Origin of the sequence: Halorubrum saccharovorum DSM 1137, from assembly GCF_000337915.1 — an archaeon.
GTDB lineage: Archaea > Halobacteriota > Halobacteria > Halobacteriales > Haloferacaceae > Halorubrum > Halorubrum saccharovorum.
In genome coordinates, this window is record NZ_AOJE01000060.1 from 43,431 (window position 1) to 64,232 (window position 20,802).

The 20,802-nt window shown below is 68.8% G+C and carries 23 protein-coding genes; 11 read left to right on the forward strand and 12 right to left on the reverse strand.

What is annotated here, in order from left to right; translation table 11 throughout:
- Positions 1-130: 130 nt before the first annotated feature.
- Positions 131-379 carry a hypothetical protein gene (locus C471_RS11430; protein WP_004049165.1) on the forward strand — a complete coding sequence of 83 codons (249 nt, stop codon included), beginning with the start codon at positions 131-133 and terminating at the stop codon, positions 377-379.
- Between the two features lie 105 nt (positions 380-484).
- Positions 485-1,282, forward strand: a complete 798-nt coding sequence (locus C471_RS11435) for a helix-turn-helix transcriptional regulator (protein ID WP_004049166.1) — start codon at positions 485-487, stop codon at positions 1,280-1,282.
- Between the two features lie 5 nt (positions 1,283-1,287).
- Here the strand turns inward: C471_RS11435 and C471_RS18240 are convergent, their stop codons facing one another.
- Both C471_RS18240 and C471_RS11440 read right to left on the reverse strand, forming a co-directional pair.
- Positions 1,288-1,413, reverse strand: coding sequence for a hypothetical protein (locus C471_RS18240; RefSeq protein WP_004049168.1), 126 nt, complete (start codon positions 1,411-1,413; stop codon positions 1,288-1,290).
- Positions 1,414-1,543: 130 nt separating this feature from the next.
- Positions 1,544-2,077, reverse strand: a complete 534-nt coding sequence (locus C471_RS11440; protein WP_004049170.1) for an inorganic diphosphatase — start codon at positions 2,075-2,077, stop codon at positions 1,544-1,546.
- Between the two features lie 464 nt (positions 2,078-2,541).
- Between C471_RS11440 and C471_RS11445 the strand changes: the two genes are divergently transcribed.
- The gene (locus C471_RS11445) at positions 2,542-2,901 is read left to right on the forward strand and encodes a PadR family transcriptional regulator (RefSeq protein WP_004049172.1); all 360 of its coding nucleotides are present in this window, start codon (positions 2,542-2,544) and stop codon (positions 2,899-2,901) included.
- A 118-nt stretch (positions 2,902-3,019) separates the two neighbouring features.
- Here the strand turns inward: C471_RS11445 and C471_RS11450 are convergent, their stop codons facing one another.
- Positions 3,020-3,718, reverse strand: a complete 699-nt coding sequence (locus C471_RS11450) for a DUF7108 domain-containing protein (RefSeq protein ID WP_049909334.1) — start codon at positions 3,716-3,718, stop codon at positions 3,020-3,022.
- Positions 3,705-4,301 carry a ribonuclease HI gene (gene rnhA, locus C471_RS11455; RefSeq protein WP_004049175.1) on the reverse strand — a complete coding sequence of 199 codons (597 nt, stop codon included), beginning with the start codon at positions 4,299-4,301 and terminating at the stop codon, positions 3,705-3,707. The genes C471_RS11450 and rnhA overlap by 14 nt, the downstream gene beginning before the upstream one ends.
- 135 nt (positions 4,302-4,436) lie before the next feature.
- On the opposite strand from rnhA, the gene C471_RS11460 reads away from it, so the two are divergent.
- The 3 genes from C471_RS11460 (at position 4,437) to C471_RS11470 (ending at position 7,260) form a co-directional block, all read left to right on the forward strand.
- Complete coding sequence (locus tag C471_RS11460; protein ID WP_049909336.1) at positions 4,437-5,525, forward strand: transcription initiation factor IIB; 1,089 nt, start codon at positions 4,437-4,439, stop codon at positions 5,523-5,525.
- Between the two features lie 79 nt (positions 5,526-5,604).
- A complete protein-coding gene (nreA, locus tag C471_RS11465) occupies positions 5,605-6,933 on the forward strand; it encodes a DNA repair protein NreA (RefSeq protein WP_004049179.1) in 1,329 nt (442 codons plus the stop codon).
- Positions 6,934-7,002: 69 nt separating this feature from the next.
- Positions 7,003-7,260, forward strand: a complete 258-nt coding sequence (locus C471_RS11470; RefSeq protein ID WP_004049181.1) for a hypothetical protein — start codon at positions 7,003-7,005, stop codon at positions 7,258-7,260.
- Here the strand turns inward: C471_RS11470 and C471_RS11475 are convergent.
- Complete coding sequence (locus tag C471_RS11475) at positions 7,242-7,538, reverse strand: DUF7130 family rubredoxin-like protein (protein ID WP_004049183.1); 297 nt, start codon at positions 7,536-7,538, stop codon at positions 7,242-7,244. The two genes, C471_RS11470 and C471_RS11475, sit on opposite strands and share 19 nt — an antisense overlap.
- Before the next feature lie 108 nt (positions 7,539-7,646).
- On the reverse strand, positions 7,647-8,645 hold the full coding sequence (locus tag C471_RS11480) for a radical SAM protein (protein WP_004049185.1): 999 nt from the start codon (positions 8,643-8,645) through the stop codon (positions 7,647-7,649).
- Positions 8,646-8,775: 130 nt separating this feature from the next.
- Here C471_RS11480 and C471_RS11485 point away from each other — a divergent pair, with 130 nt between their 5' ends.
- Together C471_RS11485 and C471_RS11490 are read left to right on the forward strand one after the other, a co-directional pair.
- A complete protein-coding gene (locus C471_RS11485) occupies positions 8,776-9,498 on the forward strand; it encodes a DUF6517 family protein (RefSeq protein ID WP_004049187.1) in 723 nt (240 codons plus the stop codon).
- A 160-nt stretch (positions 9,499-9,658) separates the two neighbouring features.
- The gene (locus C471_RS11490) at positions 9,659-10,768 is read left to right on the forward strand and encodes a DUF373 family protein (protein ID WP_004049189.1); all 1,110 of its coding nucleotides are present in this window, start codon (positions 9,659-9,661) and stop codon (positions 10,766-10,768) included.
- A gap of 31 nt (positions 10,769-10,799) precedes the next feature.
- Here the strand turns inward: C471_RS11490 and C471_RS11495 are convergent, their stop codons facing one another.
- The 5 genes from C471_RS11495 to C471_RS11515 form a co-directional block, all read right to left on the reverse strand.
- Positions 10,800-11,804: a DUF7139 domain-containing protein gene (locus tag C471_RS11495; protein ID WP_004049191.1), complete on the reverse strand. Its 1,005-nt coding sequence runs from the start codon at positions 11,802-11,804 to the stop codon at positions 10,800-10,802.
- Between the two features lie 98 nt (positions 11,805-11,902).
- Complete coding sequence (locus C471_RS11500) at positions 11,903-12,964, reverse strand: phosphotransacetylase family protein (RefSeq protein WP_004049193.1); 1,062 nt, start codon at positions 12,962-12,964, stop codon at positions 11,903-11,905.
- Complete coding sequence (locus C471_RS11505) at positions 12,961-15,075, reverse strand: acetate--CoA ligase family protein (RefSeq protein WP_004049195.1); 2,115 nt, start codon at positions 15,073-15,075, stop codon at positions 12,961-12,963. The genes C471_RS11500 and C471_RS11505 overlap by 4 nt, the downstream gene beginning before the upstream one ends.
- A gap of 177 nt (positions 15,076-15,252) precedes the next feature.
- Positions 15,253-17,064, reverse strand: coding sequence for a PAS domain-containing protein (locus C471_RS11510; RefSeq protein ID WP_004049197.1), 1,812 nt, complete (start codon positions 17,062-17,064; stop codon positions 15,253-15,255).
- A gap of 139 nt (positions 17,065-17,203) precedes the next feature.
- The gene (locus C471_RS11515) at positions 17,204-17,593 is read right to left on the reverse strand and encodes a winged helix-turn-helix domain-containing protein (RefSeq protein ID WP_004049198.1); all 390 of its coding nucleotides are present in this window, start codon (positions 17,591-17,593) and stop codon (positions 17,204-17,206) included.
- A 160-nt stretch (positions 17,594-17,753) separates the two neighbouring features.
- Here C471_RS11515 and C471_RS11520 point away from each other — a divergent pair, with 160 nt between their 5' ends.
- The 3 genes from C471_RS11520 to C471_RS11530 all read left to right on the forward strand — a co-directional run bounded on the left by C471_RS11520 (position 17,754) and on the right by C471_RS11530 (position 19,247).
- Positions 17,754-18,389 (forward strand): helix-turn-helix domain-containing protein, encoded by a 636-nt coding sequence (locus C471_RS11520; protein ID WP_004049201.1) that lies wholly within the window; start codon positions 17,754-17,756, stop codon positions 18,387-18,389.
- 106 nt (positions 18,390-18,495) lie between these two features.
- Complete coding sequence (locus C471_RS17730; RefSeq protein ID WP_169332431.1) at positions 18,496-18,648, forward strand: DUF7560 family zinc ribbon protein; 153 nt, start codon at positions 18,496-18,498, stop codon at positions 18,646-18,648.
- 125 nt (positions 18,649-18,773) lie between these two features.
- Complete coding sequence (locus C471_RS11530) at positions 18,774-19,247, forward strand: pyridoxamine 5'-phosphate oxidase family protein (protein WP_004049204.1); 474 nt, start codon at positions 18,774-18,776, stop codon at positions 19,245-19,247.
- Positions 19,248-19,613: 366 nt separating this feature from the next.
- Here the strand turns inward: C471_RS11530 and C471_RS11535 are convergent, their stop codons facing one another.
- Positions 19,614-20,684 (reverse strand): NAD(P)/FAD-dependent oxidoreductase, encoded by a 1,071-nt coding sequence (locus tag C471_RS11535; RefSeq protein WP_049909339.1) that lies wholly within the window; start codon positions 20,682-20,684, stop codon positions 19,614-19,616.
- Positions 20,685-20,802: the final 118 nt, after the last annotated feature.

The following is a 20,802-nucleotide window of genomic DNA, read 5'->3' on the forward strand; positions in this document are numbered from 1 at the left end:
AATAAATTAAAAGCTAAATCAGGGATACCGGACGGTCCGTTCGTTCGTTCCCACCGACGACCGGCGTCGTGAAGCCGGTTTCGGGGGTTCGGCCTACCGTTTTTTCCGCTTCCCCGACAGAGGGCGAACTATGACCGACGTCAACGCGGCCGTCCGAGAGGCGTTCGAGCACACCGACTACGACCTCGGCGACGTCGCCGTCAACCGCCGGCAGGTGCGGGTGCCGGTGCTCCAGCAGGGCGCCGATCCCGACGCGCTCACCGCGGTGATCGAGGAGGCGCTCGGCGCGGACGCGGTCGTCGCCGCGACCGTCACCACCGAGGCGATCGACGGCGAGGACACGATCGGAACCGTCGTCTCGTTCCGGTACCAGCCGTGAGCGGATCGCGGGACTGAACGGCGCGCGGATCGGCGCGCCCGACCGCCTCGCCGCGCCTAACGCGGTACGGTTAACAGTACGGTGTCCGTACACAGGGATCACACGATGACGGGCGACGACGGACACGACGGCGCACAGTATCTCGCCGGATCCCCCGTCCGGGTCGCGATGCTCCGCGCGCTCCGAGGCGAGCCGCGTCGCCCGGCGGGCCTCACCGCCGCGGTCGACGCGACGCGGACGACGGTCCAACGCATCCTCTCCGGGTTCCGCGAGCGGGACTGGGTCGTCAAGCGCGACGCGGCCTACCACGTGACGCCGACCGGGGAACGGGTCCACGACGCGTACGAGGCGTTGCTCGACGAGATCGAACTCGCGGACCGGTACGGGCAGTTCGCCGCCGACCTCGAACGCGTCGGCGCCGACTTCCCGCCGTCGGCGGTCGACACCGGGAAGCTGACCGTCGCAGCCGAACGGAACCCCCTCGCCGTCGTCGACCGACTCACCGAGCTCCTGCGCGAGGGGAGCGGCTCGGAGATCCGCGCGGTATCGCCCGTCGTCATCCGGCAGTTCAACGACGCGGCGGCGGAGGCGCTCGACGAGGGCGCCGAAGTCGAACTCGTCATCGACCGCGACGTGGTCGAGGAGTCGATCGCGGAGTTCGGCCCGGCGACCGACCGGGCGCTCCGCGACAACGGCATGACGGTTCACGTCTCTCCGGAGCCGATCGAGTACGGGATCTTCCGGTACGACGATATCGCCTGCGTGGCCGCCTACGACCGCAGAAACAACCCTCGGTGCGTGCTCGAATCGACGGATCCGGCCGTGATCGAGTGGGTCGACGACCGGTTCGAATCGTTCGTCGCCGAGGCTCGGCGTCTCTCCGCGGTCGTCGAGAACGCCTGAGTCGGCTACCGGTCCGCGCGTCCGTCGTCCGCCGCGTCCCCGGATTCGTCGCTGTCGTTCTCCGGCTCGAAGTTGGCGGGGACGACCGTCGGGTGATCGATGCCGACGGACGGCTGGCTGTGTGTGCTCATGGCTCTACCTACGCGTACTCGACCCACACTCTAAAAATTACCCATGGGCATAACGCATCCGCAGTGCCGATGGGTATGTTCGGTGGTTATCCGATCGAGGGATCGGGGCGTCTCGATTTCCCGGTCGGGCTTACTGGAACTCCTCGTCGTACAGGTCCTGTGCGTGTTCGATCGCGTCCTTCGCGGCCTGCTTGTCCTCCCATCCGAGGGTCTCGACCTCCTTGCCCGCTTCGAGGTTCTTGTACGTCGAGAAGAACTCGTCAATCTCGTCGCGGATCTGCTCGGGGATGTCTTCGAGGTCGTCGATGTGGTCGAACCGCGGGTCCTCGGTCGGCACCGCGATCACCTTGTCGTCCTGCTCGCCGTCGTCGTCCATCTTCATCAGCGCGACGGGACGGGCCTCGATCACGCAGCCGGGGAACGTCTGGTCCTCGACGAGCACCATCACGTCGAAGGGGTCCTCGTCGTCGTAGTACGACTGCGGGATGAAGCCGTAGTCGTACGGGTAGTGGACGTTCGAGTGGAGCACGCGGTCGAGGACGACGCCGGGGATGTCCTTGTCGTACTCGTACTTGTTCCGCTCGCCTTTGAGACACTCAACGACGGCGTAGATCTCGTCCGGCGCGTTCGGTCCCGTCTCGAGGTCTTCCCAGAGGTTGGCCATGTACGAGGCACTCCGTCTATGGCTCGCAAAGTCTTTTCGGGTTCTCGCCGTGACTTCCGCCGACGGACGATCTCCCCCGTCGGCTTTCAGTCGGCCATCTCCCCTGCCCATACCGGTCCTCGTGGCGAAACACCACCTCACCCGCCTCAACGCCGTATTCTACGGAGCAATACCGCTCTCTCTCTCTGAGTCCTGTGCTCTCCCTCGGGACGCGCAGTATCCGGCGAGATACACCGCTATTCCGAGTGACGTATTTCGTCTAAACGCTCGCGTTCCGTCGATAAATTGTCGTGTATCTGCGCTCACGGTAGTAGATCACTCGATCACGAGATCACGCCGGATCGAACCGTTCGAACTCGTTACCACAGGTATCGGCATGATTCGCTGGTTTGAGTGGCGATGAAGTATTAAAACATTTGTAAACCTTGAGAAGGGTTATAAGTTCGGGTTCCCTTAACTCAACTATGTCAGAGGCACAATCAGTCACTGATGAGGTAACGACGCGGACGGCGGCGGACCTGACGGCGTTCCAACAGAACATCCTCGGGATCCTCTCGGAGGAGCCCATGTACGGGCTCGCGATCAAACGCGAGCTCGAGTCGTACTACGGCTCCGAGGTGAACCACGGGCGGCTCTACCCGAACCTCGACGACCTCGTCGAGGACGGGCTCGTCGAGAAGAGCGAGCTCGACAAGCGGACCAACCAGTACGAGCTCACCGAGGCGGGGCACGACGCCGTCCTCGGCCAGCTGGAATGGGTCCTCGACCGGTTCGTCACCGACGAGGCGCGCGCGGACGAGGTCCGCGCCCTGCTCAACGAGTAACGACGACCGCGTCACCGGCGTCCCGAGCGGCAACCGACATTTCTGGCACACGCGCGCGGCGAAAGCCGCGCACGCTCGACCGCTGAGCCCCCGCTCTGTGGACTCCGAACCCCCCGGTCTACGACTCTTCGGGACCGTCAACGTCCGCCGCGGCCGACTCGATCACGTCCAGCGACTCGTCGACGACGGCTAGCTGCTCGTCGCTCGGCCAGCCGTTCCGCGGGAGGTACTCCTCGCGGAACTCCGCGCGCATGTCGGGCGTCGCGTCGTCGACCGCGCGCACGTAGTGGTTGCTCATGAACGCCGCGAAGCTCTCGGCGGTGTCGGCGTGCGGATCGCCGTGCGCGTCGGCGACCGCGTCGGCGACCGCGTCGTTGTACGCGGCGATCTCGCGGTAGCGGTCGGCGTCGCCGGGTCCTGACAGCGACACCTCCACGGCCCGGTCTGTCGTCTCGATCCGGTCGAGCTGGACGGTTCCGTCCTCCATCCACTCCTCGGGGTACAGCACCAGCGTGTCGTCCTCCTCGCGGAGCCGCGGGACGTAGTCGTGCCCCTCGACCAGCTCGTCGCGGCGCTCGCGGTAGAACGCGGCGGCCGCCTCGCTCTCCGTCCGCCGAGCGAGCCGGGTGAGCCGCTCGGCCTCGTCGACGCTCTCGGCCGGCACGTCGGGGACGCGGTCGCCGTCGGCTGCACCGCCCTCCGCGCCCCCGCCGCCGGTTTCTCCCGTCTCCCCGTCGTCGCTCGGTTCCTCCGCCGCCATCACTTCACGGGCCCGCTCTTTCGCCCACTCCGGGGGCTCGTCGTTAGTTCGCGTCATCGAGTGCCTCGTTCGCCAGATCGTCGGCGCGGTCGTTTATCTCCCGCGGAACGTGGCCGATCGACCACCGGTCGAACCGCTCCAACAGCTCCCGGACGCGGACCCGCCGCTCGCGGAGTTCCGGATCGTTGGCGTTCCACTCGCCGCGCACCTGCTTGACGATCAGCTGGGAGTCGCCGCGCACGTCGATCTCGTCGAAGCCGTACTCGTCGGCGGCCTCCAGCGCGCGGATCAGCGCCGCGTACTCGGCCTGGTTGTTGGTGGCGCGCCCGATCCGCTCGCCGCCCTCGGCGACGATCCCGTCGGACGTGACCAGACACCAACCGACCGCGGCCGGACCGGGGTTCCCGCGCGAGGCGCCGTCGAAGTAAACGTGTGCGCGCCCGCCGCCCTCGTTTAGCAGGGCCGTCAGGCGGGTCGGGTCGCTCCCCTGCACGACGACCTTGTCGTCGTACGCGACGGCGACGGCGCCCTCCCGCTCCGCGCGCCACCGCTCGTGAGCGGTGTTCCCCTCATCGATCCGGACGCCGGCGTCTGCTAGGCGGGACCGCGCCGTCTCCGGATCGCAGTCGATCGTCGGCATTCGATCGGGTTCCGCGCTCGCGGGACAAAGGGCTGTCCGTCCGGTGTGGTGCAGCGTTCGACCGTCGGAGCCGTGTGACAACACGGCACCCTCACGAACTTTTAAGTCAATTCGTTTGGATAGTATATAAATGCGATGACACGGCCAACCCGGCAACGGGATCACGACCGGCAGCGTGTGCGGGACGAGGACGCCGACGAGACCGAAACCGACGCCGAGGGGGTCGAAGGGGTCGACGCCGACGAGTTGGACCCCGAGGAGTTCGACCCGGAAGAACTCACCCGGACGGCCGACGGGGAACTGATACACGAGGAGACGGGTATCATCATCGAGGAGGAGCAGATCGATCCCGGTCCGGAGTGGCGCGCGTTCAACCACTCGGAGCGACAGGAGAAGTCGCGCGTCGGCGCCCCGACGACGAAGACGATGCACGACAAGGGGCTGACGACGACGATCGACTGGAAGGACAAGGACGCCTACGGGCGCTCCATCTCCTCGAAGAAGCGGTCGCAGATGCACCGGCTGCGCAAGTGGCAGGAGCGGATCCGGACGAAGGATGCCGGCGAGCGCAACCTCCAGTTCGCGCTCTCGGAGATCGACCGGATGGCCAGCGCGCTCGGCGTCCCGCGATCGGTACGCGAGGTCGCCTCCGTCATCTACCGACGCGCGCTCAACGAGGACCTGATCCGGGGGCGCTCGATCGAGGGCGTCTCCACCGCCGCCCTCTACGCCGCCTGTCGCAAGGAGGGAATTCCGCGTTCGCTCGAGGAGATCTCCGACGTGTCGCGGGTCGACCGCAAGGAGATCGGGCGGACGTACCGCTACATCTCCCAGGAGCTCGGCCTGGAGATGCGCCCGGTGGACCCGAAGAAGTACGTCCCCCGTTTCTCCTCCGAGCTCGAACTGAGCGAGGAGGTGCAGTCGAAGGCCAACGAGATCATCGAGACCACGGCCGACCAGGGACTGCTCTCGGGGAAGTCCCCCACCGGATACGCGGCCGCCGCGATCTACGCCGCGTCGCTGCTGTGTAACGAGAAGAAGACCCAGCGCGAGGTCGCCGACGTCGCGCAGGTGACCGAGGTCACCATCCGCAANTACGCCGCGTCGCTGCTGTGTAACGAGAAGAAGACCCAGCGCGAGGTCGCCGACGTCGCGCAGGTGACCGAGGTCACCATCCGCAACCGGTATCAGGAGCAGATCGAAGCGATGGGGATTCACAGTTAGGCGTCGCCGGCGGAATCGGTTTTCACGTCGACTCGCCCGCCAGCAACGTTCAAGCCGCCGCGCCGCCAACGGTCGACGAATGCGGCTCGACGAGTTCATCGAGTTCGAGGCGAACGAGCGCGCCGAGCGGCGGCGCCTCGCTGCCGAGAAGGATTACGGGATCTTAGATCACCTCGACTCCTTCGAGCGGCGGTTCGAAGAGCACGTCTCCGACGACGCCGTGGTCGGCAGCGTCTCCCCCTCCATCTTCGTCGGGCGCTCGAACTACCCGAACGTCTCCACGGGCCTGCTCTCGCCGGTCGGCCGCGAGGACCGCGCCGAACGCTTCGAGACCTCCGCGGCGTGGTACGACGAGGGCGTCTCCATCGCGGACGTGTTCGACCGGCGGACCAGCCTGCTCAACTCGACGCGGGGGGTCGACGTGGCGGACGCCGGCGCGACCGGCGGGGTGAAGTCGGTCGGCACCGGTGACGGCCCGGCCGAGAGCGTCCACGACGCGTGGGACGGCTGGCTGGGTGTCCAGCGCGAGGTCGCGATCGCCGACCGCCCGGTCGACGTCGAAATCGGGCTCGACGGCACCCCGGACCTCGACTTCGATATCGGCACGGCGGACATCAAGACGCCGACCGGACCGCGCGCCGCGGCCCGGACCGCCGACCTCGGCGAGAACCCGCACGTTCCGCGCCCGGTGAAGAAGACGCTCGAAGACGACGACTGGCGCGCCGAGGGGGCGATGACGTACCTCTACCGCCGCGGATTCGACGTGTACGATATCAACACGATCCTCTCCGCGGGCGCGCTCGGCCGCGGACGAAACCGCCGGCTCGTCCCGACGCGCTGGTCGATCACGGCGGTCGACGACACGGTCGGGCAGTTCCTCCGCGGCTCGATCCGCGACACCCCGACGGTCGACCGGATCGAGGTCCATCGGAACGAGTACCTCGGCAACGCCTTCTGGGTGATTCTGGTGCCGGGACGGTGGGAGTACGAACTCGTCGAGATGAAGTCGCCCGGCTCGATCTGGAACCCCGACCCGGAGGCGGGCGTCTACCTCGCGGCCGCCAGCGAGGGACGCGAGGGCCGGACCGGCTACGTCGAGGAGACCGCGGGCGCCTACTACGCGTCCCGGCTCGGCGTCCTCGAACACCTCGACGACCGCGGGCGGCAGGCGAAGGCACTCGTGTTGCGCCACGTCTCCGACGACTACTGGGGCCCCGTCGGCGTCTGGCAGGTGCGCGAGGCGGTCCGGAACGCGTTCGAGGGCGAGTTCGGGACCGCCGAGACGTTCGGCGAGGCGGTCCGCGGCGTCGCCGACCACCTCCCGATATCGCTGGGTCGCCTCCGGCGGAAGTCGACGATGGCGGCCGGGCTGCAGGCGAACCTCGGCGACTTCGTCGACGCGGGGTGATCGCGGTCGCGGCGAGGCTCGCCGCCCGCGCCCGATCCGTTTTAGTTGCGTCGCCGAGTTGGTGGCCCCATGCTTCCGACGGTCCCCGCGTTCGGCGGCGTCCCCGGCGGTCCGGAGCTGTTGATCATCCTGATAATCTTCGTGCTCCTCTTCGGCGTCCCCCTCGTCGTCATCGCGGGCGCGGTGCTGTTCCTCACGCTGCGCTCCGACGACGAGCCGGACGCCGACCGGATCGCGGAGCTGGAGGCGGAGGTCGAACGGCTCCGCGAGCGGGTGAGCGACGAGCCGGAGGAGGCCGACGGCGACGATCAGTCCTCGGCCCAGTAGTACAGCTCCTCGCGTGGCGCGTCGCAGTTCGGGCAGTTCTCGGGGAGTTCCGTCCCGATCTCGCCCATCTCGCCGCACTCCCAGCAGCGCCACATCACGTAGGCGGTGCCGAACACGTCGCGGGCGTCGGTGAGCCCCAGCGACTCCGACCCGGACGGCGACGAGACGTAGAACCCGTCGTCGTCGACGCCGCGGACCGTTCCGAGTTCGTCTCCGTCCTCGTCGTACACGGACTGGCCGATGCTCACGTCGGCGAATACGGGTTCTTCGGAGGCCATGTGCGAGGGTACGCATCGCTCCCTCATAAGTGTGGTACGTGAACTCGCCCCACGGTCGGTACGGTTCGTTCGGCGGGTGACGGACAGATCGGTAACGAGACGCGACGCTCAGGCGACCGGGGTCCGCTCGACCACCGTGCCGTTCACGGTCGGGTACTGCTCGACGATCTCGCCCTCCGCCAAGTCGCCGTCCTCGACCATCTCCTCGAGGAGCCACCACGCGACCTCGACGTGGTCGGACTTGACGGTGTAGAACTCCTCGGGGACCCCGAGCGCCTCGAAGCGGTCGGCGTCGGCGAACGCCTTCCCGTAGACGAGGGTGCCGTCGTCGGTCACCTCGTCGAACTCGCGCCGGATGTTCTTCGCCATCCGCTTCAGGCGGTTCCGGTGTTGGGCGGCGTCCTTGAACACGGACGTACAGAAGTACACCTTCTCGTGGCTCGCCATCTCGGAGACGATCGCGTCGTCTTTCGACCCCTCGACGGCGGACATGTGGCCCTCCTGCAGTTCGAAGCCCTCCTCCTGCATCCGGCGGTAGTTCCCGTCGGACATCTCGAACTCGTTGATGTTGCAGAACTCGGCGGCGCCCTCGTCCAAGAACTCCAGGAACTCCGGCTCCGCGCGGATGCCGGGGATCTCGAAGGCGGGCGTGAGCCCCTCCTCGCGGGCGATATGGAGTATCTCCTCCCACTCGGTGCCGTGCATGTCGCCCCACATCTCCAGCGGCGGATGGAAGCGGATCTCGTCGAGGCCCGCCTCGGAGAGGCGGCGCATGTTCTCGCGGCCGCCCGGGATCCCGGTGTAGAGGTGGGTGTGGTGGTCCTCGCCGAACTCGTCTTTCAGCAGTTCGAGATACCGGGTCGTCTTCCCCATCGCCTCCTGCGGCTCGCCGCCGGTGATCGAGGTGCCGAGCGCGCTCATGCGCTTGGCCTCCTGAATCACGTCCTCGTCGGACTCGACCTTCCGCTCGTTGGCGTACACGTCGGTGACGTTCTTCCGGTTCTCTCCGAGGGGGCAGTAGAAGCAGTCTCGCTGGTCGCAGTAGCCGTAGACGAACAGCACCATCTTCCCGCCCTTGGCGCACTGTTCACAGCCCTTGGAGATCATCTACCCCGATCTACCGGCTCTGGCCTCAAAAAGCGTCCGAACCGTACGGTCCCGGGAGACGCGTTGGCACGGCCGCAGGTCGGGTCGTTCGAACACAAAGTATGTACCCCCGCCCTCGTCAATGCCGACCATGGAACGAGGACCGACCGCCGACGAGCCAGTCGAGAACCGGAACGCGAGCGACGCGGTCACCCGTCGCCGGGCGCTCGCGGCCGGCGGCGCGTTGGGGCTCGCGAGCCTCGCCGGCTGTACCGCGCTCGACGTCGCCACCGGCGACGAGCCTGCGGAGTTCGCCGCCGGCACCGCGACGGTCGGCGACGCGACGCTCGACGAGAGCGGGTACGAACTCAACGACGTGTCCGAGGAGACGCTCTCCCGGGAGGTCGAGGTCGCCGGACAGACCCGCGAGGTTCGGGTGACGAACACCGTCGCCGAGTACGACAAGGCCGTCGAGCTGTTCGGCGAGCGCTACCAGGCCGCCGTCTTCGCCGCGGTGACGACGCCGCAGATACAGGTGCTCGGACAGGCGCTCAACCCGATCGCGGAGTTCAGCACCCGCGAGCGCGCCGAGATCATCCTGAGCCGCTACGACGGGGTCGGCGACCTCGAACGCGGCTCGGAGTACACGACCGAGGTCCTCGGCTCCGACGCCGAGGTCGTCGTGTACACGGCCCAGGGCGAGATCGAGGGGACGGGCGCGAGCACCGAGCTGGAGCTGCACATCGGCGAACCGGTCGGCGTCGACGACGACTTCGTGCTTCCGCTCGCGGCGTATCCCGCGTCGTTCAGCGACGGCGAGAACGTCCGCGGGATGATGAACGGGCTCGAACACGAGCCGAACGACGAGAGCTAGGGGAGCGCGGGCGCGGCGAGCGCGACGAAGGCGAGCAGCACGTACGGCGGACCCGACGCTCGGCCGCACCGACGCGGTCGCCGAATTCGCGCCGCGCCACGCCGCGCCACGCCGCGCCGAGCCGAAAACATATGGCGTCCCCTCGCGTAGGCTCGGTACGATGCTGCTCGTCCTCTGCGTCGACCTCGACGACGACCTCGGCCGGAAGACGGGGATCCCCACTCCCGTCATCGGCGCCGACGAGGTCACCGAAGCCGCGGTCGCGCTCGCGACCGCCGACCCGGAGGACTCCGACGTGAACGTTCTCTTTCAGGGCGTCAATGTCTACGACGAGCTGGCGGCCGGCGGCGAGGCGGTCGAGGTCGCCGCGGTCACCGGGGTCGACGGCTCCGACGTGAAGGCGAACCGCGCGGTGGGTCAGGAGGTCGACCGCGTGCTCGCGGAGCTGTCGACCGGCGAGGAGGTCTCGGCGGTCGTCATCACCGACGGCGCGCAGGACGAGTCGGTCCTCCCCGTGATCCGCTCGCGGATGCCGATCGACGGGATGCGCCGGGTCGTCGTCCGGCAGGCGCAGGACCTCGAATCGCTCTACTACACGATCAAGCAGGTTCTCGCAGACCCGGAGACCCGCGGCACGATCCTGGTGCCGCTCGGCGTGCTCCTCCTGATCTACCCGCTCGTCGTCGTCGCCAACCTGTTCGACGTCGCCGGCGCGGCCGTCCTCGGGATCCTCTCCGGGATCGTCGGGCTCTACTCGCTGTTCCGCGGGCTCGGTCTCGAAGACACGGTCGACGGCGCGGCCGCGTCGGTCCGCAACGTGCTCTACACCGGCCGAGTGACGCTGGTCACCTACGTCGTCGCGCTCGCACTGATCGTCGTCGGCGGGGTCCAGGGGATGGAGACGGTCGACGTCGTCCGCGGCGTCCGCGGCGGGGGCGTCACCGCCGGCGTCGCGCTCGCGGCGTTCGTCCACGGCTTCGTCCAGTGGCTCGCGGTCGCCGGCGTCACCTCCAGCCTCGGGCAGATCACGGACGAGTACCTCGCGGGGCGGTTCCGGTGGCGGTACCTCAACGCGCCCTTTTACGTGCTCTCGATCGCGGTCGTGCTGTACGCCGTCTCGGGGTTCTTCCTGCCGACCGCGCCCGGCGTCACGTCGCTCGGGCTCTCCGACCTCGCGATGGCGCTCGCGGCCGGGACGCTCACCGCCGTGTTGAGTACGCTCGCGTTCGCGGTCGCGGAGTCGCAGCTTCCGTCGGCGGATCCGGCTTGAAAAGGGGCAGGGGGCTCGTCTCCCGACTCAGTCACCGCGGCGTCCACTCCTCGCAGGCGTCCATGTCGTCCATCAGCTCGTCGTGGTGGCCGCAGTACGGCTGCATCCCCTGTTCCGTGCGGACGTAGTCGAACTGCGCGCAGTTCCCGCAGTAGGTGTCGCCCGGGCCGTCGCGCGCGGCGGGCGAGGCTCCTGGAGTGACCGGACCGCTCGGGCCGGACGACCCCTCAGAGCCGTTCTCCCCCTCCTCGTCGAGCGGAGATCGGATGTCGGTCGCGGTCGCGCCGCCGTCGCTCACGCCCGTGGTGCCCGTCCCCGGTGCCTCCATGCCGCCGGTCGACCGCGATCCGGCGGGGCTCGACCCGGCGGCGTTCGATCCGCTCCCCGTTCCGGCGGAATCGGCGGAGTTCGACCCGGAGGCGCTCTCACCGCGCCGGTTCGTCTGCGTCTCCACGTCGCCGTCGGGGGTGCCACCGAGCAGACCGACGCCGCCGCCGCGGTTGAGTTCGGCGCGGTCGACCTCGATCACCTTCGTCTCGCCTTTGTGGGTCACCTCCATCGTGACGGTGCCGCCCGGGTCGTTCCGTGTCTTGAAGTTGGCGACGCCGACGAACACGCTCCACAGGGTCGTCGCGGCGCCGACGAAGTACAGCCCCGCGGTCGGCAGCGTGAGGTCCGCGAGCTCGGGACGCGGTCCGCCGACCCAGTGGTACGGGTAGGCGTACGCGAACAGCGCGACGCCGAGGCCCATCACGCCCGCCCCGACGATCGCGGCGACGCGGGTGTTACGGTCCGCCGGGAGGACGGTCATCACGCCGAGAAACACCAGGGGGACGCCCACGCCGCCGAGTACGCCGCCGAGGCGCCGCGCTTCGCCGGAACTGTAGCCGCTCGGGAGGACGACCTCCGCGGCCACGAGGAGTCCGGCGACGAGGAGCAGCGTTCCGGCGACGAACGAGCCCACACCGAGGTACAGCCGGCGCGGGTCGACCTCGGAGCGCCCCCGCCCGCCGTACGCCTCCGAGAGACTGGTCATACGCGCCCTACGTCGTCCTCCCTGAAAACAGTATGTCAGACGTTCGCCCGCGGCGGGGGACGCGAGGGGGATCCACCCCGCTGGGCGGCGGGATCGACTCAGACCAGCGCGTCCACGTCGACGTGAGCGTCGAGCAGCTCCGCCATCCGCTCGACGGTGCGCGCGTCGCGCGTCCGGCCGCCGCGGACGATCCCCTCAGCGCGGTCGATGGCGGTGACCGTGTCGGTGTTCACCGCGAGGACGGGCTTGCCGGCGTCGGCCGCCTTCCCGAGCACGGCGCCCGAGGGGCGGTGTCCGCCGGTCAACACGAGACAGGCGACGCCGGAGGCCTCGAGCGCCGCGGTCTGAACGTCGGCGCGGTCGCCGCCGGTGATGACGGCGGCGTCGCGGGCGCGCCGGAAGTACCGGAGGGCCTCGTCGCCGCCCATCGCGCCCACGAGGAAGCGCTCGACGAAGCCGTCGGTCGGGGCGTCGGTCAGGAGCTCGGCGCCGAGCTCGTCCGCGAGCTCGCCGACGGTGACGCCGGCGAGCTCCTTCTCGGAGGGGATGGCGCCGAACACGGTGATCCCCTTCGACTCGAGGAACGGGATCCCGTCCTGATCGAGCGACTCGAACGCGTCGTCGGAGACCTTGTTGAACACGACGCCGGCGAGCCGGTCGCCGAACGCGTCGGCGGCCGCGAGCACGTCGTCGAGGTCGTTCGGGGAGTCGTAGCCGGCGACCAGCACGACCCGCGCGTCGAGCAGCTCCGCCACGTCCACGTCGGTGAGGTCGACGACGCCGCCGGTGGTCCAGCGGCCGCCGCCCTCGACGAACATGTGGTCGCGGTCGGCCGCGAGCTCCTCGTACTCCTCGCGGATCCGGTCGCGGAGCGCGCCGGCGTCCTCCGTGCCGCGGATCGCGCCCTCGACGAACGTCGGCGAGTAGACGACGGGCTCCATCTGGTGCATCTCGGCGTCCAGATCGAGCACCTCGCGGGCGAGCATCGGGTCCTGGTCGAGCGTCTTGCCGACGTTCGACTGGAGCCGCGTCCCCTTCGGCTTCATGTAGCCGACGCTGCGGTCGCGGTCGGCGGCCAGCCGCGCCAAGGCGACGGTGATCGCTGTCTTTCCGGCGCTGTCTCCGGTCGCGGTGACGAGTGTCGTGGTGGTGTCTGTCATTGGTCGAGTTCCTCCGGGTCGACGGTGAGTCTCACGTCGACGGCGGCGGCGTTCGTGCCGCCGTCGGCGTCGGGCAGTGCGACGAGCGGGTTGATGTCGAGTTCGAGAATCGCCGGGAAGTCGGTGACTAGCTGGGAGAGCCGGCCGATCGTCTCGATCACGGCGTCGACGTCGACCGGGTCGCGGCCGCGGGCGCCGCGCAGCAGCGGCGCCGACTGGATCTCCTCGGTCATCTCGCGGGCCTCCGGCTCGGAGACGGGCGCGACGCGGAAGGTGGTGTCCTCCATTACCTCCACGAAGATGCCGCCGAGCCCGAACATCAGGAGCGGGCCGAACTGCGGGTCGCGGTTCATCCCGACGATCGTCTCGACGCCGTCCTCTAAGTCGACCATCTCCTGGACTTGGACGCCGAGCACGGTCGCGTCCGGCTGGTAGTTTCGCGCGCGGGTGATCAGGTCCTCGTAGGTGTCCGCCACCTCGCCGTCCGCGACGCCGACGGCGACGCCGCCGATGTCGGACTTGTGGAGGATGTCGGGCGAGACGATCTTCATCACCACGTCGCCGTCGATGTCGGCGGCGACTTCCGCGGCGCGCTCTGGCGTGTCGACGATCTCGCCGTCGGGCGTGGGGATCCCGTACGCGTCGAGCAGCTCCATCGCCTCGACGCCGAGTCGGTTGTCGTCGCGGTCGCGGACCGTTTCGAGGATCTCGCGAGCGCGCTCTCGGTCGACATCGAACGACATGGGTTCGGCGTACTCGCGCTCCTTGATGTCGCGGTACCGCGCCAGCGTCGCGAGGCTCTCGATCCCGCGGGCGGGGTCGAAGTAACAGGGGATCCCCTTCGCCTGGAGCTGCTGTTTCGGCTCGCGGGTCCGGTCGCCGCCCATCAGGCAGGCGGCGACGGGCGCGTCCATCTCGTCGCTCACCTCGCTGACCGCGTCCGCGAGGTCAGCGAAGTCGATCGTCGCGGTCGGCGCGGCCAGCACCAGGGCGGCCCCGACGTTGTCGTCGGCGACGGTGATCTCCAGGGCCTCGCGGAACCGCTCCACGTCGGCGTCGCCGATCACGTCGACCGGGTTGTGGATGTTCGCCTCCCCCGGCATCGACTCGGCGAGCCGATCGGTCGTCTGACCGGTGAACGACGCCATGTCGAGGTCGGCGTCGCCGACCGCGTCGGTCGCCATCACGCCGGGGCCGCCGGCGTTGGTGACGATGGCGACGCTGTCGGTGTCGGGGAGCGGCTGGCTCCCGAGGATGCCCGCCGAGTCGAACAGCTCGTCGACCGACTCGGCGCGGATGACGCCCGCCTGATCGAGACCGGCCTCGTACGCCTTGTCGGAACCGGCGAGCGTGCCGGTGTGCGAGGAGGCGGCCTGCGCGCCCGCGCTCGTCCTGCCGGACTTCACGGCGACGATCGGGGTGTCCTGCGTCGTCTCGCGGGCGGTCTCGATGAACTCGCGACCGTCCTCGATCCCTTCGAGGTAGCCGATGATCACGTCGGTCTCCTCGTCGCCCCCCCAGTGGTCGACGAAGTCGGTCTCGTCTAAGACGGCCTTGTTTCCCAGCGAGACCACGTCCTTGAAGCCGATCCCGTTGTCGTTGGCCCAGTCGAGGACCGCGGTGACGAACGCCCCGGACTGGCTCATGAAGGAGAGCCCGCCCGGGAGCGCGTTCTCCGGCCCGAACGTCGCGTTCATGCCCGAGGGCGTCGACATGATCCCCAGGCTGTTGGGGCCGACGAGGTTCAGGTCGTACTCGTCGGCTATCTCCGCGAGGCGTCGCTCCCTCGCGGCCCCGTCCTCTCCCGTCTCGCCGAACCCGGCGGTGATCACGACGACGTTCCGGACGCCGGCCTCGCCGCACGCCTCGATCGCGTCTAGCACGATCGTCGGCGGCACGACGATCACGGCGACGTCGGCGTCCGCGTCGGCCACCTCGTCGACGCAGGCCGTCCCGAGCACCTCGTCGTAGTTCGGGTTGACGGGAACGGTGTCGCCGTCGAAGTCGTCGAGCAGATTCGACGTGACGGCGCGGCCGACGGCCCCCTCTCGGGCGGTCGCGCCGACGACGGCGACCCGGTCCGGGTCGAACAGCTCGTTGAGCGTACCCATCGGTGTTTAGATACACGCACCGACGGTTTAAGATCGACGGGAGCTTTCCCATGCTCTGATTATTAATGAACGACCGATCGCATCGGCGCCCGATCGTTCGAGGACCGATGATGTGATCTCCCGTCCGACCGTGCATTCCCTCGCTTTCGCCTTCGCTCCGTCGAACGGCCCGCCCGTTCAGTCCGAGTCGTCGGGCCCCTCGGGCTCCGAATCGCGGCGGTCCGGATCCGAGGGGGCAGACCCGTCCGTCCGCATCTGCGTGTCCGATCCACCGACTGCGGCGGTCCTCGGACGCTTCGAGGCGCTCACGTCTCTCGGCTCCTCGGCGGCCGCGCCGGACTTCGCGTTCGGGACGGAGAGGGTCACGACGTTCCCGCCGGCGTGGGTGTCGAAGGTCAGGTCGCCGCCCGACCGGTTCGCGACCCAGTACACGAGCCACAGGCCCATCCCCCCGGTGTGCCGGAGGTCGTCCATCTCCCACCGGTCGGTGATGACGTACCGCTCCTCGACCGGGATCGGCGGGCAGTTGTCCCGGATCGACACCTGGATCGCCTCGTCGCCCGCGCGCACGTCGATCCGGATCCGCGGCGTCGAGTCCGCGTGTTCGAGGGCGTTCTCGACCAGCTCGGCGATCGCGTAGTCGAGCTCCGGATGCGTGAACGCCCTCGCGTTCGGCGGGTACGAGACCGATATCTGCGGGGACATCGAGTCGGCGTCTTTCGGCTTCCCGCCCGCCGCTTCGCCGCCGGTCGCCCAGCCCGCGCTTTCGGTCCCGTCTCCGGCTCCGCTTCCCACGGTGCCCGCACTGTCGTCCGGCTCGCGATAGGCGATGTCGATCGCCTCGTCGCAGTCGTCGACGACCATGCCGAGCGCCTCCTCGACCACGGGTGCGACCTCGACCGATCGGGGCGATCCGCGCTGTCGAAGCAGGTCGATCACGCCACGCTGCTTCTCCGCCGTCGTCAACAGGTCGGAGGCGATCCGGCGGATCGTCTCCGCGTGCTCCTGTAGGTCGGCGCCGAGCGCGGCGAGGTCGTCGGGGTCGATCTGGGCGCCGGCGGCTTCCGGCCCGTCGGTGTCGGTGGCTTCCGGCCCGTCGGGGTCGTCCCCCGCGGCCGCGACGCCGTCGTCCCACGCCTCCGGATCGAACGCGTCCGACTCGTCGACGGAATCGACGATGCGCTCCGCGGTCCCGTCGACGATGTTCATGTCGTTGCGGATCGTGTGCCGCAGGAGGTTGTCCATCACGGCGAGCTGTCGCTCGCGGCGGTACTCCTCGGTGACGTCGCGAGCGAACCCCGCGACTGCGACGACCTCGCCGTTCTCCGTCACCGGTTCGCCGGGCACGCGGACCCACTTCGTGGTTCCGTCGGCGGAACCCAATCGGTAATCGATCAGCGTCGACCCGCCGTTCGAGAGCCGCTGCATCGCCCGCTCGACGTAGGGGCGGTCGTCGGGGTGGACCGCGTCGAGGAACCTCGTGGGACTCCGTTCGAGCGCGTCCGGTGACACGCCGAACACCTCCTCGGCGGCGTCGTTGACGAACAGCAGTTCGTCCCACTCGGCGGAGAACATCCAAAACACGTCGGAGGACACCGACGCGATCGTCTCCAGCCGGCGCCGGGACTCGACCTCGGCCGTGATGTCCCGCGAGGTCACCACGTAGCCGTCGATTCCCGTCTCGCCGGGCGGATGCACCGTCGTCCGGAGCCACACCCACTCGTCGTCGGCGGTGCCGTACCGGTACTCCAGCGACTCGCTGGCTCCCGGATCCTCGGCGACGATCCGCGCGAAGGCCTCCCGAAGTCGCCCCTCGTCGTCGGGATGTGCTCGCGCGAAGGCGTCCGTCCCGACGAGTTCCTCCGCTCGAAACCCGAGTAGGTCGGCGACGGACGCGTTGAGGTGCCGGTAGATCCCCTCCTCGTCGAGAACGGCGATCTTGTCTCCGGCGAGATCCAGAAGAGCGGCGGGATCCGGAGACTCGGTCATACGGGTACCGCTTTCCGAGGTCGGTGATAAGGCTAATCTCCCGATTATCACGTGAGAAATTTCTCGGCCGCGTGTCGGTCGGCCGAGGGAAGCGATCGATCGCTCCGCGAGACGTGCTCTCGATCGGTCGGATGGCGCCTCAGTCGGCCGAGACGCCGGTGGTGTCGAACGCGGCGCTCACCGGGTCGGCCGCCGAGTCGTCGACGGTCAGCGTGACGCCGTCGTCGCCGAGCTCGATGGTGGCGTCGGTCGCGCCCCGCGTGTACTCCGCCGCGTGGTCCCCGTCTGGGTCGAAGCGGACGCCCTCGACCAGCAGGGGGGTCTCGCTGAGCCGTTCGACCTTGCGGTACGCGGTCGAGAGCGCGATGTCGCAGGCCTCGGCCAGTTCGCTCGTCGTCATCGCCGTGTCGGCGGCCCCGAGGATCGCCCGGCAGTCGGGGTCGGCGAGCGCTTCGAACGTGTCGTCGAGCGTCTCGTCTCCTTCCGTCGCGGTCGTCGGTCCGGTCGCCTGCGGCGCGTGTCGCTTCATGGATGTACGTGGTGGCTCCGTCCACCCCAACACCGGCCCTGCATATGAGGGGTGTTTTATAAGGGAGAGTCGATCGGTGGCGCCTGCGAGCTGCCTCCGGCAGTGACGCCGCCCCGACGGCGTCAACGTTTTGCCGGGGGGCGGACACGAACGGACGCAGATGGGATCCGGAATCAGAGCGGAGGTCTCGCTCCCGACGGCGTCGCCCTCCCCGTTCGACGGCGTGGTCGACGGGTCGACGCCGATCTACAGCGTCGCGCGCAGTACGCCGGTCGACGACCCGGAGACTGTCGTCCTCGAGTTCATCGCCGACGCGGACCTCTCGGTTCCCGAGGGCGTCGAGGTCGTGTTCGACTACGGCGCCAAGGCCGCATACCGGTTCGAGGCGCCCTGGGCCGAGGGATCGCCGTTCGCGGTGCTCGACCGGCACGGCGTCCCCGCCTCGGAGACCACCATCCGGGACGGGCGACTGCTCGTCACTTTCCACGCGACCGACCTGCCGACGCTCCGTTCCGTGCTCGACGAGTTTCGAGAGCACTGCGCCGACATGCAGGTGTTGCGGCTGCTCCAGTCGTCGTCGACGCCCGAGGAGTCTGACCTGGTCACCGTCGACCGGAGCGAACTGACCGAGCGCCAGCGCGAGGTGCTCACCGCCGCCTACGACGCCGGCTACTTCGACCACCCGAAGGGGGCCAACGCCGGGGAGGTCGCCGAGTCGCTCGGCATCGACCGGTCGACGTTTTCGGAACATATCGCGGCCGCGCAGCGGAAACTGCTCTCGACGCTGCTCGACTGAACTCCCCTCCTCGTCGCTCGCGACCCTCGGGGCCCCGGCTCGCCGGATTCCGAACCCTCAGGAATCCGATCCATCCTTCATGTGGATCGGTGTCGTACTCTTCGCCATGAGCCCACGGACGCACACCTTCGTCTGTCCGGAGTGTCGCCGGTCGATCGAGGTGGACGACGCGATGCGGGCGACGCTGCTCGAAACGGGCTGTGTCGTCTGCGGCGCCCCCGTTACCGAGGGCGACATCGCGGACCCTCAGACCGCGTAGCGGTCGTCGTCTCCCTCGGTCTGCCCAACTCCCGGGTCCCGTCGCGGGCCTCCGCCACCGACAGCCGTCGGCTCCCCCTCGTCCGCTCTCGTGTCCTTTATCCCCTCGTACCCAGAGGATCGCGTATGGCGACGAGAAGCGAGGTCGAGATGTCCGACGCGGAGGTCGACGCGCTCCTGTCCCGGCACGAGACCGGGGTGCTGTCCCTCGCGCGAGACGAGACTCCGTACGCGATCCCGATCTCGTACGGGTTCGACGAGGAGTCGCGGAACGCCTTCCTCCGGCTCGTGTCGACGCCAGACAGCGAGAAGCGAGAGTTCCTCGCGTCCGACCCGCAGGCCCGAATCGTGGTGTACGAGGAGGGCGGGAAGGGCGGGAAGGGCGGCCGCGAGGAGTACGCGAGCGTCGTCGGCGTCGGGACCCTCCACCGGGTCGACCTCGCCGATCTCACGCCCGAGACGATCGCGCAGTACGGCGAGGCGCAACGGCCCCTGTTCGAGATCTGGGCCGAGGGGAAGGCGGACCTCGACATCGAGCTGTACCGGTTCGAGCCCGAACGGCTCACCGGCCGCACCGTCGTCGTCGACCGCGACGAGTAGGAGTTCGTCGGTCTGAATCGGTTTTTCGCTGATCACTTATAAACAGACTCCAGTGACCCCGCGGTGAACACCTCCAAAGCCACAGTCGCGACGACTCGCGCGACTCGCTGCGGTCCTCGTCGCTCGCTTCGCTCGCTCCTGCGGTCCTTACGTCGTCGTGCTTCGTCCTCGCGACTGCCCCTTTGAGTCCCNCTATCGCTCGCGGGAACGCAACCGCAGCCTCACACCTCCCCAGCCTCGCGGTTCGCGCTCTCCGAGCGCTCACCGCGTCCCTCGCGCGGCACTCCTCGCGGTCGCCGGTGGCGACCGCTCGGAGGCGCGCGCCGACAGCAGAATTCGTTTATAAAGAGTCGCTACCGGTGTCGCTCAGTCGTCCGCGGCCGCCGCGTCGACTTCGGGCTCGTACAGCTCGCCGGCGCGCTCGCGCTCGGTGAGGTACTCGTCGACGTCGAGCGCGGCCTTCACGCCCATCCCGCTGGCCGTGGCCGCCTGCTGGTAGTGGAAGTCCACCACGTCGCCCGCGCCGAACAGCCCCTCGACGCCGGTCGCGGTCTGGTTCCCGCCGCGACCGCCCTCGGTGATGAGGTAGCCGTCGTCGTCGGTCTCGATCCCGGTGCCTTCGAGGAAGTCGGTGTTCGGCGTGTGGCCGATGGCGAAGAAGACGGCGCCCACGTCGAAGTCGTACTCGTCGACCTCGTCGGCGGTGGCGGGGTCGTCGAGCTTCTCTTTGGGGTGGCCGTCCGGGTGCTCGACGAGGGTGACATGGTCGACGCCTTCCTCGGGAGTGCCGTGGATCTCGGTGAGCTCGGTGTTGAGGAGCAGTTCGATCTCGCCGTCCTCCACCTTCTCCATCGTGCGCTCAATCCACACGTCCTCCGCGCGGAACTCCTCGCGGCGGTGGGCGACGTAGACGGTGTCCGCGAACTTCGTCAGGAAGTTCGCCTCCTCCATCGCGGCGTCGCCGCCGCCGACGACGAGCATGTCCTCGTCGCGGAAGAACGCGCCGTCGCAGGTCGCGCACGTCGAGAGCCCGTACCCCATCAGCTCGTCCTCGCCAGGGACGCCCAGCGTGCGGGCGCTGGCGCCCGAGGCGGCGATGAAGGCGTCGGCGGTGTAGACGTCGCCGTCGGAGAGCTCGACGCGGAAGTGGCCCGCGGGCTCTTTGGTGACGTCCTCGATGACCCCGTTTCGGGTCTCGGCGCCGAACTTCGTCGCCTGCGCTTTCATGTCGTTGATCAGGTCCGGCCCGGAGATCCCCTCGGGGAAGCCGGGGTAGTTCTCCACGTCGGTGGTGAGCGTGAGCTGGCCGCCCGGCTCGTCCCCCTCGATGAGCAGGGGGTCGTTGTTCGACCGCGCGGCGTAGATGCCCGCGGAGAGCCCGGCGATCCCGGTGCCGGCGATGATGAGTCGGCGGTGTTCGACGGCGTTGTCTGTCATACTCACCAGTTCGACGTCGGGAAGTATGTAGGTTGCGACCGTTGCATCTCCGCTGCACGACCGGTGGACGATCACCCGTCGCACGGCGACGAACACGCCGGCCAGGCCCCGCCGTCGC